Here is a 14,758-nt window from a genome sequence, read left to right as displayed (position 1 = left end):
TGAACGAGCCCCTTGAAACACAGGACACCGTTTCCCCCTTACCATAAGGGATAGGCAAACGACTGTGTTTATGACTACCAGCAAAGACAAAAGCATCGAAGTGCTCGGCCAGGAGCGGCGTCGCCGTTGGAGCGTCGAGGAGAAATTAACCATGGTGCGCGAGAGCCTGGAGCCTGGGCAAAGCGTCTCGGTGGTGGCCCGGCGCAACGGCATCAATCCCAACCAACTGTTCCACTGGCGCAAGCTCTACCAGGACGGCAGCCTTTCGGCAGTCAGTGCCGGTGAAGCGGTGGTGCCTGCTTCCGAGCTGGCCGATGCCCTCAAGCAGATCCGCGAACTGCAACGGATGCTGGGCAAGAAGACCATGGAGGCTGAAATCCTCAAGGAAGCGGTGGAGATCGCCCGCTCGCGAAAATGGATTGCGCACTCACCCTTGTTGCCGGGGGACGACCAGTGAAAGCGGTCAGTGAGAGTCTCGGTGTGGCGCGCTCGCAATTGACGGCTCGGCTCAAACAGCCCACTCCGGGGGCGCAGCCGCGTCGTCGCCGGACGCTCAACGATGCGGCCCTGGTCGAGCGGATCAAGCAGGCCGTCGGCGCATTGCCCAGCTATGGCTATCGCCGGGTCTGGGGCCTTTTGCGTCGACAGCATGAGCAGCAGGCCCAGCCACCGATCAACGTGAAGCGGGTATACCGCGTCATGCGAGACCACGACCTGTTGCTGGAGCGCCGGCGCAAGCAGCCGGGGGTGGCGCGGCGTCATGAAGGTCGCGTCGCGGTGGACACGAGCAACACCCGCTGGTGTTCGGATGGCTTCGAGTTTCGCTGCGAGGACGGCGAAAAACTGCGTGTAACCTTCGCTCTGGATTGCTGCGACCGTGAGGCCATCAGTTGGGTGGCCAGCCCAAATGGCTACAGTGGCGACGATGTTCGAGATGTGATGCTGGAAGCTATCGAGCAACGCTTTGGTGACCAGCTACCGACATCGCCGGTGCAATGGCTGAGCGATAACGGCTCGGCCTATACCGCTGAACAGACCCGGGGCTTTGCCCGGCAGATCGGCCTGCTGCCCCTGACAACTCCGGTGTGCAGCCCGCAGAGCAACGGCATGGCGGAGAGCTTCGTGAAGACTATGAAGCGTGACTACATCCGTCACATGCCCAAGCCCGATCGAGCGACGGCCCTGCGTAACCTGGCCATCGCCTTCGAGCATTACAACGAGGAACATCCGCACAGCGCACTGAACTACCGCTCACCTCGGGAGTTCAGGCGCCTGGCTGAGGCATCAACTTAACGGGGTGCCGGTGTCCGGTTTGATAGGGGCAAGTCCACTACCCTGTGTATGCGGTAGGTTACAACTGGCTTAACTCCAACTCTCAGGCAGCTGATTATCTTGCTGGTCGAATTCAGGCCGTTCTGGAACGATGCCGAAACGAGCTGGGTGTTAAGTGTCAGCATGGTGTGATTCTGGTCACTCACTCCATGGGTGGGCTGGTGGCGCGCATGTGTGCCAAACGTAACCCCAACTTGATCCAAGGGGTGGTACATGGTGTCCAGCCGGCCATTGGAGCGGCGACGGCCTACCGTCGGGTTCGTGCCGGATGGGAGGATATTGCCGGTGCTGTTGGGCTTGGCGGTACAGGCCAAAAAATCATGCCTGTTTTTGCCAATGCTGCGGGGCCTCTAGAGTTGCTGCCTAACCAACGTTATGGCACAGGATGGTTACGTGTCACCTGTAACGGCAGAGAGTTATTTCAATTGCCGGCAGGACCAGATCCATACACACAGATTTACTTGAAGAAGAAAGCATGGTGGAGGTTGATGGATGCCGCCTGGATAAATCCTATCGGAAACTTATCACCCGCTACTCTGGCTAGTGCATGGAGTAACTATGAAAAGATGCTTGGTCAGGCAAAATCTTTTCACTCTGCACTAGGCAACTATTATCACCCTAATAGCTTTGTACACTACGGAGCAGACAGCAATCACCAAGCGTTCAACCGAGTTACGTGGAAGCTTAGTCCCGGTGTGATCCCCTCTCATAAGCCGGGTTTGCCCGCTACTCCTGCTCCGACACCCTCACGCGAGCATGCCATTGCCTTGCGCTTGAGGAGTGAAAATCATGAGGGACGAGTTTGGATGATCAACGATCTCAGCGAGCAGCAGATGATTAATCAATATGGTGTCGGAATCATTCATAACACACTTGGAGATGGTTACTCCGCGGATATTCAGGAGCAAGATCAGGCGGGGGACGGTACTGTTCCGGCACACGCTGCTGAAGATGCTGCTGAACAAGCCGTATTTGCTGCCCGCATGACTGGCTATGATCACCAAGGCTCTTATAAGAATCGTAACGTACAGAATCTAACTCTGTATTCGATTCTAAGAATAGGTGCTACCGCCAAGAAGTTGTCAGCATGATCGCGAGACGTCATCTACTATTTATCGCCATTTTTATCTCGATATTGGGAGTCTGCGCCTACGGTTGGCGTTACTGGCGACTATCCCATTTTGAGCGGAGCCATGTCATGAGTGAACTGACTCAAAATATGCATACGTACTGCGTCGGACGGATGCTGATTGATTTACCGGCAGGAACTACCTGGAAGCCTCAAGCCAGTGGGGCGCAGCTGGGCAATATGACACTTTCCGTGACCACGGGGGTCAGCCAGCCGCAGTATGAGGAGTTAATAGATAAACGTTGGCAAGAAGTGCAGGCGTTCAAGGCCGATAACAATGGTAAAGCCTATCTGCGACCATCTGAGCGTATCACCACGGCTGATGGCGGAGCGGTTTTCGCCTATGAGTTTGAACATGTAGAGGGTCTGGCTGAGGATGATGAGACTGTTATTCAACAGCTCTTTCATCAAGCCGAAGGTTATCTATGGCGCGATGGTACGCTGTTCAAAATCACTCCATCACTCAACAGTAAAGACGCTATTCAGAGACTGTTTCCTCGACTGCATGCCCGTGCAACAGACGAAATACCCAGCCGCCCGGGCTTATGTCTGAGCGGGGCTTTTGTTGATGGGGTCTACGATCTTGCTCGCGGCGAACAGGAAGACGTCAGTTGGGCGTTTGAGCTGCCTCGTAATCTTGGTGTAGTAGTCAGGCAGGCGATGGTATGGAAACCAGGACAATCCGTACTTGACCGACGCCGTGAGGCAGACAATGAAAATGCAGGTTTGATTGCTCGTATGTTGTCCGAGCCAGGAGTTGTCGCTGGACGTCATGAATATCGAGCGGCGAAACGTATCGTTGGAGATCTGGCCGGAGAGGAATACGTCATGGGCGGTACTGAAGGAGACAGTCCGCAAGAGTTCAAGACCAATATCGGCGGTGAATGGGACTTTGTTGGACGAGGGGCTCCCGCACCATTACCCAGCATTAATATCGCTATGGACACTACCTATCTGACGTCACGAAAACCGTCATCGCTAGGTAGCTTTCCCGACTCAGAGGATGTAGCCGGAGGTCCAACCGAAGTTGAGTTTTTCGAGGTCTGGGACGCCATAATCGATAGCCTTCGCTTCCGTCCTGGAGCCCTGACACCTCCGCCGGCAGGTGGGAAGCCCCTCAACAGCCCTTCCGGACCCGGTCCGGTGACGTCCATCCATAGCGGTAAGCCGGGAACAGATGATTACGCTCTGGAGGAATTTCTGGCTGGGCTCTCATCGCCTCAGAACTGGATGGATAAATTGTAGGGCAGCGTCGTCTGAACATTGCAGCAGAGGCGGAACAATCCAAAGGAGTAGATATGGACATCATCCGAGACGATGAGAGCCGTAGTGACAATGGCCGGCTCCACCGAGACTTGCTGTCGGTTGTCGAAGTCCTCCAGCAGTTAGAAGACTCATGATGCGTGTGCACCAACTCTTCACTGTGCTTGGCATAGTCGCCTTGACCGGGATAACCAGTTGCACATCCTTTCCTTCTTCTCGGAACCCAGTCATGGACAAGACCGGATGGGTCACCCATTGCTTTGGCAGGCTCCTGATCGATTTGCCACCTCAGGCGGAAATCAGAGCGGGGTATTACTTGCGTGGGCAGGTTATTGAACCACTAAGCGGCGATCTTGCAGCACTTACATCCAGGATCGATCAGCACGAGCAGGAGCTTAAACGGCAGCAGCATGATACGAAGGGAAGCATGTTTGTGCGCCGGTACGATCTGGGCAAAGGCTCAACCGGGATACTGTCTTGGGCTTCCGATGCCAGCATCGAGTCGTATTACCTGTACGCCTATGCTGTTTCAGAACCGGTGTGGCAGCCTTATTACTGGAGGATTGAGATGGAGCCAGACCGCGAGCCTCGTGGCATTGAGGTCGCGAAGAATCTGGTACGCGATCTTCGCTCCCGCGAACCCAATGAAATTCCCACCGAGTCTGGATTTTGCATTGATCGTGGCTATATCGCAGGCAGTCACTTCCAGAGTGAGCGTTTCGATATCGGCGTGACCTTCCCGGATCATCCTGGTGCTCATTTCGAATTCACTTCCAGCACCGGCGCCGAAGAGGATCGCCTGTTAGATCGGGTGGGTGGTTTCCTGGCAGGTGCCGCCAGGGCTGTTACAGGTATTGAGACCTTGCGCAAAAGAGAGCGGGGTGGTCCGGTTCCCGCTGACGAGTACCTGTTGGCTGGCACCGACAAGGGGCAACGTATCTATACGTTCGCCTGGGAAGCCCAGGGCAAGGACGGCTCTGTCACCGAGCCAAATATCTCAGCTGCGCTTGGCGTACTCGAACGTAGCCCTGACAGCAGCGGCAAGCTGCCAGCGCCTCCATTCAAGTCAGACAGGGATGCGCTGGCGTTATGGGACACCATCATTGACTCCGTCCGCTTGCGCCCAGTGTCTTCTGCTCCGCGTGGCAGTAACGCCGGCAGCCCCTCTCCGGCTGCCCCAGCGGGGAGTACTAAGGCGGTGGATGACGATTACGCCATCGAGAAATTTCTGGCCGACCTGAAGCCGAACAATAGCTGGATGGATGAGCTGTAAGAGCTTCGTAGGCATCAGGACTTGTTGTGACAGAGGGTACTTGCCTCTCTGGAACATTGCTCTTCACACCCGACACTTTTCCTTCGGTGGGCATAAAACCTGTCGAGGGAGAAGTGTCTGGTAGTGCAACGGAAAAGGAACAGGCGTGGACGTCATTCGAAATGATGAGGACCGTAGGGGTAACGGCCGATTTCGCCGAGACTTGTCGTGGGGTGTCGAAGCCCCTCTGTGGCCCGCCCAAAGGGCTGGCTGGGTAGAAGATTTATGATGCGCACGCATCAGTTCTTCATTGTTCTGGGCATCGTCGCCCTGACCGGTATAACCAGTTGCTCATTACTTCCTTCTTCTCGGAACCCTGCCATGGACAAGACCGGATGGATCACCCATTGCTTTGGCAGATTTCTAATTGATTTACCACCCCAAGCGGAAGTTAGAGCGGGGTACTACCTCTGGGGCGATAACATCGAAGTGCTCGACGAAACACCAGTCACTCTGGCTGCCAGGGTTGATCAGCGTGAGCAGGAACTGAAGGCACAACCACATAGAAGGCAACAAGGTAGCCTGTTTCTTCGCCGACTAGACCTTGGGGGAAACTCGACAGGGCTGCTTTCCTGGAAATCCAATGCCAGCACAGCGATGTATCTATTGGATGCTTACGCTATTTCCAGACCGACATGGCGTGCTTACCGTTGGATGGGAGGTGTATCGACGGATCGTGAACCACAGGGCATTGAAAGTGCCACTTCGCTGGCCCACAGCCTACGTTCTCGCGAAGCCAATGAAACTCCCTCAGAGCCTGGCTTTTGTATTGATCGAGCCTATATCGCGGGTAACAGCTTTCAAGGTGAACGGTTCGATATTGGCGTGACTTTTCCCGAGTATCCCGGCGCCCACTTCGAATTCACCTCCAGCACCGGTGCCGAAGAAGATCGCCTGTTGGATCGGGCAAGTGGTTTCCTGGCAGGTGCCGCGAGGATGGTGTTAGGGATCGAGACCCTGCGCAAAAGAGAACGTGGCGGCGCGGTTCCAGCCGACGAATACCTGTTGGCCAGTACCGACAAGGGGCAACGCATCTATACGTTCGCCTGGGAAGCCCAGGGCAAGGATGACTCGATCACCGAGCCAAACATCTCCGCCGCACTTGGCGTACGTGAACGTAGCCCCGACAGCAGCGGCAAGCTGCCAGCGCCACCATTCAAATCAGACAAAGAAGCGCTGGCGTTCTGGGACACCATCATCGGCTCCGTCCGCTTGCGCCCCGTCTCCTCTGCTTCGTCCGGCGGCAGTGCAGGAGGTTCCTGAGTGCTCATCCTTCGGTACCTGATGCACCGCTACAACTGGATCAGGTCGCATCAATTCAACGATGGGCTGCCGCCCGCCGTGGCCGAAGAAAAACTTAAACCACTGTCTGGGATGGGGTGACCACTACAGGTTGTGTGGCGACTTAAATTGATCAGGTTTCTTTAGCGTTTACATGGATTGAAATGCAATGCCAAAACCTGCTTCTGGACCGATGAAACCGGATCATTCTCTACTGATTGTGTGGTCAGCACTCATCGCTTTCTTTGCCTTGTTGATCGTGCTGCTGCGGATTGCGCAGCAAAATTACATGATGGCTATTGGTGCGGTCTGGGCCGCGAACAGTCTGACAATGGTCCTGCATGCGCTGTACTGGCGACGTTATGGTTTGTCCAAAGTCTGCAAGGTCGCCGTCGTGATTCAGGCCGTGCTTACAATCGCGCCGCTGTTGTTCGGAGAGCTCGGGCTGCTAATGGTTTTCTTCATGTTTGGTGGAGAGCTTCGTTATTGGTAGTGCACCGATATGGCGGTTAATTCATCTCGGACTCCCCGCGAGGGAGTCGCTAAACGTCTGAACATTGCAGCAGAAACGGAACAATCCAAGGAACAGATATGGACATCATCCGACTCGGCGATTCCACCAGTCACGGCGGAACCGTGATTGAAGCGTTCAACCAAACCGACCTGAACGGCAAACCCATGGCCGGCGTCGGGCACAAGGTCACATGCCCTTTATGTAAAGGCGTGTTTCCTATTTCCGAGGGCAGCGCACTGCTGGATGTTGGCGGTGTTCCGGTGGCGCTGCATGGAATGAAAACCGCCTGTGGAGCCAGCCTGATCGCCAGCGGTCCGAAAGGAGACGCTGAGAGTTAGTCAGGTAAAGTTCTATGAAGGAAGGGCCTAGTAACTGTTGGGTGAGCTCAGACTTTCTGGCGCTTCGGGTGATGTGAGTGGCAATTCGTTGCTCCTTCATCAGTTGCGGCAAAATGGCTTAGGTAATTGAAGGCTGGAACTGAACATCTCGACTAACAGGACGCACATTTATGGAAACGCCCATCTCTCAAGTCAGCGAGCGTTTGAACAATCGTCGGTTTACTGTCGCGAACAACGCCCAAGGGCTATCCGGGGCAGGCACGGTATTTCATTACCGTGTCGAGGAAGATGCCATTTTCAGCACTTACCAAGGCGGGCGGATCCGCATGGGTAATCAAGTCGGGCGCGTGACAGGCCCCGATACCATCGAGCTTCTTTATCAGTGCTTGACGACGGATGGCGAGATGCTTGCCGGCTGGTCGCGTGGCACGGTGGGCGTTGATCAAGCAGGACGTACTACTCTGAGCTTTGTATGGGGTTGGTTGTCGGGCGCGACTGGGGGAGGGGAGTCGAACTACGTCGAGCTTGTCGCGTAGTGGTTAAGGTTCTGATGCTTGCGTCCATCAGCAGCACCATCGAGCAACCCTCGCACACGGCCCCTGAGCGTATCCAACCCCCGAACTATAATTAATAAGCACCCCCATTTGCCCGGCGAGTACCACCACGCCCATCCACAACCCACCACGCTCACCCGCCAGGCAGAGGGCAGTCCAACCAATGGGACGGGACGCCCAACTGATTACGCGAGAGGGGCCCGCCATGAAACTTCATTCCTTCCAGCATTACTCCCATGGCCTGGAAATGGCCGTTCACGATGCCTGGATCACCACCAAGGTGAAGTCGGCCCTGGCCTTTGCCGAACCGACCCGCGGCCTGCATATCAATGTCAAAACCCATGCGGGTATCGTCACCTTGAGTGGCCGGCTCATCACCCATAAGCAGTGTGAGCAGGCCGTCAGCCTGACCCGTGCGGTGCATGGCGTCGTCGATATCGAGGCCAGCGACTTGCAGACCCATATGTTCACGCCGGGCAGCCTGCCTGAAGCGCCCAACGCTGAAGAGAGCCGCGAATACTCTTCGCAGTCGTCGACGAAGAAGGACGACAAATAACGAAGGTGATTGCTTGAGCGTCGCCCCGGGAAAACTGGCCCGCGCTGGGTTCGATAGCCCTTTCGGCAGGGGCTCAGAAGGATCATCAGCACGCTGAAAGCCCCACCTCAGCCGGTGGGGCTTTTTTATCAGGCACCAAAGGCAGCATGAAACCAGGCTATATCTGGCCAGTTGCAACACGCAGGCAATCCCTTCAACCCAGTGCGGCCAGCATCAAATCCAGATTCTCTACCGCCGCCCCCGCCGCGCCTTTGCCCAGGTTGTCGAACACCGCCGCCAACAGCACCTGACCCTCACCCTCAAACACCATCAAACGCATAGCGTCCGTATCGTTCAGCGCCTGTGGATCAAGGCCGGTGAGTTCTTGTGCATGCCGAGGCGACATCACCTCCACGCAACCGCTCCCGGCGTAATGCTGCTCCAGACAGGCATGGATACGCGCGGCATCGACACCCGGAGCAAGCAGGCGCAATTGCAGTGGAATGGTCAGCACGATGCCCTGGCGAAACGCACCGTAGGCCGGGACGAACAGCGGCCGTTCGCTCAGGCCGCTGTGTTGCTGGATCTCCGGTACATGTTTGTGGCCCAGGCCCAGGCCGTAGATCTGGAAAGGGGCGGCTTTGGAGGCATCCGGCCCTTCGTGTGTTTCGACCGCGGCGCGGCCGCCGCCGGAGTAGCCGGAGATGGCGTTGATGCTGATCGGGTAGTCCTGCGGCAACAGCCCGGCTTGCAGCAACGGGCGCAGCAGGCCGATGGCGCCGGTGGGGTAGCAGCCGGGGTTGCTCACGCGTTTTGATGTAGCGATACGTTGCGCCTGTTGCGGGTGCATTTGCGCGAAGCCGTAGGTCCAGTGGGGGTGGGTACGGTGCGCCGAGCTGGCGTCGATCACCCGCACGGCCGGGTTGCGGATGCTGGCGACGGCGTCGCGGGCGGCATCGTCGGGCAGGCAGAGCAGGGCGATGTCGCAGGTGTTGATGGCTTCGGCGCGGCGTTGCGGGTCTTTGCGCTGGTCGGCGGCGAGGGTCAGCAGGTGCAGGTCGCTGCGGCCGCGCAGGCGCTGGTGGATCTGCAACCCGGTGGTGCCCTGGTCGCCGTCGATAAATACGAGGGGTGTGCTCATGTTGTGTGCTCGCAAGCCGGAAAAGTTGGGCAAATCTTCCGGCTGAAGCTGAAATAGAGAAAGTTGAATTTAATAACGCTAAGCTTCAGTTTTTCTGAATCTGGAGCGAGCCATGCGCGAAATCAGCCTCGACCGGTTGCGCACCCTGGTGGCGATTGTCGACCTTGGCTCCTTTGCCGAAGCGGCCCGCGCGCTGAACCTGGCGCCGCCTACGGTCAGCCTGCATATCGCCGACCTGGAGGCGCGGGTCGGAGGCTCGCTGTTGTCGCGCACCCGCGGGCGGGTGCAACCGTCAGCCATTGGCGAAACCCTGGTGGAGCGCGCGCGGCGCCTGTTGGCCGATGCCGAACAAGCGCTGGAGGATGTGCAGCGCCAGGTGCTGGGCCTGGCCGGGCGGGTGCGCCTGGGGGCATCCACCGGGGCCATCGCCCAGTTGCTGCCCCAGGCCCTGGAAACCCTCGGCCAGCGGCACCCGGGCATCGACCTGCAGGTGGCGGTGCTGACTTCCCAGGAGAGCTTGAAGAAGCTCGCCGAAGGTTCGCTGGATATCGGCCTGGTGGCCTTGCCGCAAATCCCGGTCAAGGGCTTGCGCATCGAGCCCTGGCGCAAGGACCCGGTCATGGCCTTCCTGCCGGCCCGCTGGCAGTGCCCCGACCCGGTAACCCCGCAGTGGCTGGCGGCCCAACCGCTGATCCTCAACGACCACAGCACCCGGCTGTCGCGCCTGACCTCGGAGTGGTTCGCCCTGGGCGGGCAGCAGCCCACGGCGCGCATCCAGCTCAACTACAACGACGCGATCAAGAGCCTGGTGGCCGCCGGTTATGGCGCCACCTTGCTGCCCCACGAAGCCGCCACGCCGCTGCCCGACACGCGGATCGCCATGCGCCCGTTGTTGCCGCCGCTGTGGCGACAGCTGGGCATTGCCCATCGGGACGGCGAGGTGGAGCGCTCGACCCAGCATGTGCTGGAGGTGTTGTGGGGGCTGAGCGCCGATTGACGCCTCGGCGTTCTAGCCCAGCAGATGCCTGGAAATGTGCTTCGAGATTTCCACCATCGAAGTCTTGCCGGTGAATTCGAACTTCACCTGACCCAGCGATGAAAAGTAGATCTCCAACTCGGAGTCCAGGTCGAAAGTGCCGGAGGTTTCCACCGAGTAAGCGACGATGTTTTTGTAGGGCAGGGAGGTGAAGTCCTTTTTACTGCCGGTGATGCCCTGCACGTTGACCGCGATGATGCGCTTGTTGGTAAACACCACGCCGTCGCGCATGGCTTTATAGGCGTCGATCACCTGCTCGCCTTCCAGCAGCAGGTCGCTGACCCGTTCCGCGTATTCGTCGTTTTGCTTGAGCTTGAAGAAGCCTTTGTTGTTGAAGTCGATCATGGGGGAGTCCTTATTCTTGAAGCGATATTCCAGGTTTTTTGCTGGCAGCTAAGGTTTATCGGACCTAGCTTAGGTTTAATCTGCTCCAACGTATATGAGCGAGCCTACACCGAGTACTGTGCTCTAACAGGGTCGTACATTGGTTTTATGGAAAGCCGGCTGTAGAAAGTGTCTGCTAAAGAAACTGCGCTTTTAACTGCCCATCTAGCACAGCCTGATCCCAGGACTTTATCTGGATAGAATGTGTTGCCTGCGCCGGTTAGTGAATTAAGTTCGAATTTTCCTCTGAGCTTTTTCTCAAATTTATGAAGGTCTCTTTGTTCTTCTGATATTCCAGTTGGGTGCTGAATGGTCTCTGGTTCGTAATGTATTAGAGCATTTCTGAGTTCTATCAGAAGTTTAACGTCCTGATATGGATAGCTGCTTTTGTCAAAAGGCTGACTTTCATTGAGGTCTAAGGCAATTTCGTACTTTTCTAGAATGGAATAGCTTGCTGTTCTGGGGATGCCGCGGGTCCATAGTTTTGCCATTAATTTGCAAGTTGGCAGCATGGCGACCTTTGCATAAGGTTCTTCAGCGCAGTCTGAGAAAAACTCATTGATTGTTGCCTCTAAGAATGCAACAGATAGCATTATTGTTGATACGATACAGGCATTATGTTCACGTAGTCCGTTTGTGGATTCGCTTTCGCCAAGAGTCAGTGTGGGCTCAAGCTCAGTACTGCGCTTTGCAAATAGACTTGCTGCCGAAAGATGAGAGATTGACAGGTAGTTTCGGCTGGTCATTGTGACTTGTATTTGCATATGGGCGTCTCTTTGGTTTTTTATCTGAGGTGAGTTGTAAAGGGCCTAGCGCTCTTGTTTTAGAGCTTGTGTCATTGGACTTTTTTGAGGCTTCAAAAGAGCTTTTCTGCATGCAAAATAGGTGGGCCTGATTCGAGCTTGCTGGTATTAGATATTAGGGCTTTTTCTATGTTCGCCACTTACTACTCCTGATTCTCCGGCCACGTCTCAGTCGGAAAATACGCCTCCAGCCCCGGCCGTTTGTGCTCCACGCCGTTGTCGATCCAGTAGCAGCTCAGGCGGCTGTAGTTGTCCAGGTCGCCGCGCAGCAGGCAGGTGCTGCTGTGGCTGGGCCAGTAGAAGCGCAGGACATCGGCTTCGGCGATGCTTGCCCGTTCGACTTTGCCGGTGGCGGTGGTGGTCGTGCCGTTGATGGTTTTCACCAGGGTCAGGGTGCCGTCCTGATAGCGGATTTCGGCGTTGCCCGAGTAGGTCACGCCGCCGTCCGGCTCCTGGCCGATCAGGGCGTAGCGGCCTGGGGTCATGCTGTAGTAGAGGTGGGGCTCCGGCTCGTTCTTGGTGGCGGCGAGGCTGCCGAGGCTGGTGAGCAGCAACCCGAGCAGGGCGCTGGCGGGCAAAAGGCGATTCATGGGGCGCGGTCCTTGGCGAAATCGACGGCCATGATTCCAGACTTGGCGCCGGCGTGGAATCCTCCCGCGCTGGCGCCGATCACGAGGGTTGCCGGTAGCGGTTGTTAAAACAACTTCCAGCTATAACTCAGCAACAACCGGTTCTCATTGATATCGGTCCGATAATTCGACCTTGCCACCACATTACGCACCTTGATCCCCAGCCCGCCCAACGGGCCGGACTGGATCACGTAACCGATATCCAGGTCGCGCTCCCAGTCCTTGCCCTCAAAGCCCTTGCCGGTGTCGACGTTGTCGCCGCGGATGTAGCGCACGGTGCTGGTCAGGCCGGGCAGGCCGCTGGCGGCGAAGTCGTAGTCGTAGCGCAGTTGCCAGGAGCGTTCGTCGGTGTAGGCGAACTCGTAGGTCGGCACTTCGTTGCCCAGTGGGGTGATGTTGGCGAAGACCCGGGGGAAGGCGCTGTCGCCGAACATGCCCTGGTAGCCGACGTAAAAGGTATGGCCGCCACGTTTGGCCGACAGCAGGGAGAAGAAGGCCTGGTTGTCGATGGCGCCGAGCAGCTGTTTGCCGTCCTCTTCGCTGTTGTAGTAGCCGAGGTTGGCGCCGAGTATCCAGTTGCTCAGCGGCTGGCTGTGTTTCAGGCCGAGGAAGCGCTGGTGGTAGATGTCCTCCAGCTGGCCGTACCAGGCGCTGACGCTGGTGCGTTTGTCGTTGAAGGCGTAGTCGGCACCAAAGTAGTTGAAGGCGTCGCTGCTGACCGCGCGTTTTGGCACGTGGCCGAGCATGGCTTGCAGTTTGCCGTCGCCGGATTCGTTGCGCAGGCTGGTGGAGCGCAGGCGGCCGCCTTGCAGGGTCAGGCCGTCGATGTCGTTGGAGACGATGCTCGCGCCCTGGTAGGACGGTGGCAGCAGGCGGATATCGCTGAAGCTCAGCACTGGCAGGTTGGGTTGCAGCTCGCCGATGCGCAGCTCGCTTTTCGCCAGGCGCAGTTTCAGCGCCAGGCCGAGGCGGCTGTAGTCGTCGGCGGCTTCGCCGTCCTCCTGCACCGGCAGCAGGCCGCTGTTGACCCGGCCCTTGCCGCTGTCGAGCTTGAGCCCCAGGGTGCCGATGGCATCCAGGCCCACGCCGAGGGTGCCGGGGGTGTAGCCGGACTTGAAGTTGAGGATAAAACCCTGGGCCCATTCCTGGGCCATGGACTGCTCGGTGCCGCGGATATCCGAATAGTCGCGGCTGAAGAAGTAGTTGCGGGCCTGGAGGGTGGCGGTGGCGTCCTTGATAAAACCGCCGTCTTCGGCCAGCAGCGGCTGGGGGGCGCTCAGGCACACCGCGCTGGCGCCCAGCACGGCGAGGGTCTTTGCAGGTTTCATTGCTTTTACTCTTATTGTTATGGAAAGCAGTTCACTGCCGCGCAGGCTAGGGGTGGGTGTGGCGCGGGCACTATCCGTTGCCTGCAGACCTGTATCCCTTTTCTGCAGGCGTGCTTTTTTGCGGCAAGGGGAGGTGGGCGCAACCGCGAGTCGGTTGCGCGCGAGGCGTCAGGCGTCGGGGTGTTCGGCGCGCAGTTCGTCGATCATCCGCAGGCAGTGGCTGAGCCCCGCCGACACATCGCCGACCCGGCGGCTGATGATGATCGGCGAGGTGGCGTTGGCTTCCAGCAGTGGGCTGAAGCCGATGTCGTCGCGGTGCAGCAATTGCACCGAGGCCGGCACCAGGGTGATGCCGATGCCGGCGCCCACCAGGCCGATGGCGGTCTGCAGTTCGTTGGTCCACTGCACGATGCGGATATTCAGGCCGTGGGTGTTGAACAGCGCGATCACGTGGTCGGCGTAGCTCGGGCGCGGGTTGCCGGGGTAGAGCACGAAAGGTTCGTCGGCCAGTTGCGCCAGGCTCACCGGCTGGCCGATCAGCGGATGCCCGGCGGGCAGGGCGGCCACCAGGCGATCCTCGGTCTGCACCTTCTGCACGATGGCCGGATCGTCGATGCGGATCCGCCCGAAGCCGATGTCGATGCGCCCGGCCTTGAGGGCTTCCACCTGTTGCAGGGTGGTCATCTCCGACAGCCCCAGTTCCAGGGCCAGGGTCTCGTGGCTGCGCAGGCGGCGGATCAGTTCCGGCAGCAGGCCGTACAGGGTCGAGGGGGCAAAGCCGATGCCGAGCCAGGTCTTTTCGCCGTGGCCGATGCGCCGGGTGTTGTCGCAGACCTTGGCCAGTTGCTCCAGCAGCGCGCTGGAATGCTCATAGAAAAACCGCCCGGCCTCGGTCAGGCGCAACGGCCGGCCGCGCTCCAGCAGCAACACCCCGAGTTCTTCCTCCAGTTGCTGGATCTGCCGGCTCAGGGGCGGCTGGGCGATGTGCAGGCGCTCGGCGGCCTTGGTGAAGTTGAGGGTCTGGCCCAGCACCTGGAAGTAACGCAGATGACGCAGTTCCATAAGGCCTCCGCAGGCAACGGTTGGATACCTTCAAGGTATCGATCCAGACCAATTCTATATTGGAACCCCGGAAAAAGCCGTACGAGAATCGGGTCCATAACTTCAAGAACCTGATGG

Annotated in this window: 16 protein-coding genes; 10 read left to right on the top strand and 6 right to left on the bottom strand. The window is 58.0% G+C overall.

Annotated features, from left to right (window positions below; all coding sequences use genetic code 11):
* Window positions 1-70: 70 nt before the first annotated feature.
* From PVZ80_RS12605 to PVZ80_RS12565, 9 genes are all read left to right on the top strand, one after another.
* A protein-coding gene (locus tag PVZ80_RS12605; protein WP_202946906.1) for an IS3 family transposase occupies window positions 71-1,293 on the top strand; the annotation gives its coding sequence in 2 pieces (ribosomal slippage) (window positions 71-416 and window positions 416-1,293; 1,224 coding nt in all).
* Between the two features lie 209 nt (window positions 1,294-1,502).
* Entirely contained in the window at window positions 1,503-2,423 is a 921-nt protein-coding gene (locus PVZ80_RS12600) for a hypothetical protein (RefSeq protein WP_273863980.1), read from the top strand.
* Window positions 2,424-2,530: 107 nt separating this feature from the next.
* Window positions 2,531-3,706, top strand: a complete 1,176-nt coding sequence (locus PVZ80_RS12595) for a T6SS immunity protein Tli4 family protein (protein WP_080577939.1) — start codon at window positions 2,531-2,533, stop codon at window positions 3,704-3,706.
* Between the two features lie 151 nt (window positions 3,707-3,857).
* Entirely contained in the window at window positions 3,858-4,997 is a 1,140-nt protein-coding gene (locus PVZ80_RS12590) for a T6SS immunity protein Tli4 family protein (protein WP_273863979.1), read from the top strand.
* A 360-nt stretch (window positions 4,998-5,357) separates the two neighbouring features.
* Window positions 5,358-6,299, top strand: a complete 942-nt coding sequence (locus tag PVZ80_RS12585; RefSeq protein ID WP_273863978.1) for a T6SS immunity protein Tli4 family protein — start codon at window positions 5,358-5,360, stop codon at window positions 6,297-6,299.
* Window positions 6,300-6,486: 187 nt separating this feature from the next.
* The gene (locus tag PVZ80_RS12580; RefSeq protein WP_100208959.1) at window positions 6,487-6,810 is read left to right on the top strand and encodes a hypothetical protein; all 324 of its coding nucleotides are present in this window, start codon (window positions 6,487-6,489) and stop codon (window positions 6,808-6,810) included.
* Window positions 6,811-6,908: 98 nt separating this feature from the next.
* A complete protein-coding gene (locus tag PVZ80_RS12575) occupies window positions 6,909-7,169 on the top strand; it encodes a PAAR domain-containing protein (RefSeq protein WP_023964134.1) in 261 nt (86 codons plus the stop codon).
* Between the two features lie 170 nt (window positions 7,170-7,339).
* On the top strand, window positions 7,340-7,705 hold the full coding sequence (locus PVZ80_RS12570; protein ID WP_016702350.1) for a hypothetical protein: 366 nt from the start codon (window positions 7,340-7,342) through the stop codon (window positions 7,703-7,705).
* 223 nt (window positions 7,706-7,928) lie between these two features.
* Window positions 7,929-8,279: a BON domain-containing protein gene (locus PVZ80_RS12565; RefSeq protein ID WP_028682062.1), complete on the top strand. Its 351-nt coding sequence runs from the start codon at window positions 7,929-7,931 to the stop codon at window positions 8,277-8,279.
* Between the two features lie 193 nt (window positions 8,280-8,472).
* Here PVZ80_RS12565 and argC read toward each other — a convergent pair whose 3' ends face one another.
* Window positions 8,473-9,399, bottom strand: a complete 927-nt coding sequence (argC, locus tag PVZ80_RS12560) for an N-acetyl-gamma-glutamyl-phosphate reductase (protein ID WP_273863977.1) — start codon at window positions 9,397-9,399, stop codon at window positions 8,473-8,475.
* 112 nt (window positions 9,400-9,511) lie between these two features.
* Here argC and PVZ80_RS12555 point away from each other — a divergent pair, with 112 nt between their 5' ends.
* Window positions 9,512-10,396 (top strand): LysR family transcriptional regulator, encoded by an 885-nt coding sequence (locus tag PVZ80_RS12555; protein WP_273863976.1) that lies wholly within the window; start codon window positions 9,512-9,514, stop codon window positions 10,394-10,396.
* 12 nt (window positions 10,397-10,408) lie between these two features.
* On the opposite strand, the gene PVZ80_RS12550 is transcribed toward PVZ80_RS12555, so the two are convergent.
* The 5 genes from PVZ80_RS12550 to PVZ80_RS12530 form a co-directional block, all read right to left on the bottom strand.
* A complete protein-coding gene (locus PVZ80_RS12550; RefSeq protein ID WP_009044741.1) occupies window positions 10,409-10,780 on the bottom strand; it encodes a PH domain-containing protein in 372 nt (123 codons plus the stop codon).
* Window positions 10,781-10,884: 104 nt separating this feature from the next.
* On the bottom strand, window positions 10,885-11,583 hold the full coding sequence (locus tag PVZ80_RS12545; RefSeq protein ID WP_273863975.1) for a hypothetical protein: 699 nt from the start codon (window positions 11,581-11,583) through the stop codon (window positions 10,885-10,887).
* 182 nt (window positions 11,584-11,765) lie between these two features.
* A complete protein-coding gene (locus PVZ80_RS12540) occupies window positions 11,766-12,212 on the bottom strand; it encodes a hypothetical protein (RefSeq protein ID WP_273863974.1) in 447 nt (148 codons plus the stop codon).
* A 104-nt stretch (window positions 12,213-12,316) separates the two neighbouring features.
* Window positions 12,317-13,579 (bottom strand): OprD family porin, encoded by a 1,263-nt coding sequence (locus tag PVZ80_RS12535; protein WP_273863973.1) that lies wholly within the window; start codon window positions 13,577-13,579, stop codon window positions 12,317-12,319.
* Window positions 13,580-13,747: 168 nt separating this feature from the next.
* Complete coding sequence (locus PVZ80_RS12530) at window positions 13,748-14,641, bottom strand: LysR family transcriptional regulator (RefSeq protein ID WP_009049932.1); 894 nt, start codon at window positions 14,639-14,641, stop codon at window positions 13,748-13,750.
* Window positions 14,642-14,758: the final 117 nt, after the last annotated feature.

The sequence above is a fragment of the Pseudomonas sp. B3G-3 genome, from assembly GCF_028640915.1.
GTDB lineage: Bacteria > Pseudomonadota > Gammaproteobacteria > Pseudomonadales > Pseudomonadaceae > Aquipseudomonas > Aquipseudomonas chlororaphis_I.
This window is presented reverse-complemented; position numbering and strand designations above follow the sequence as displayed.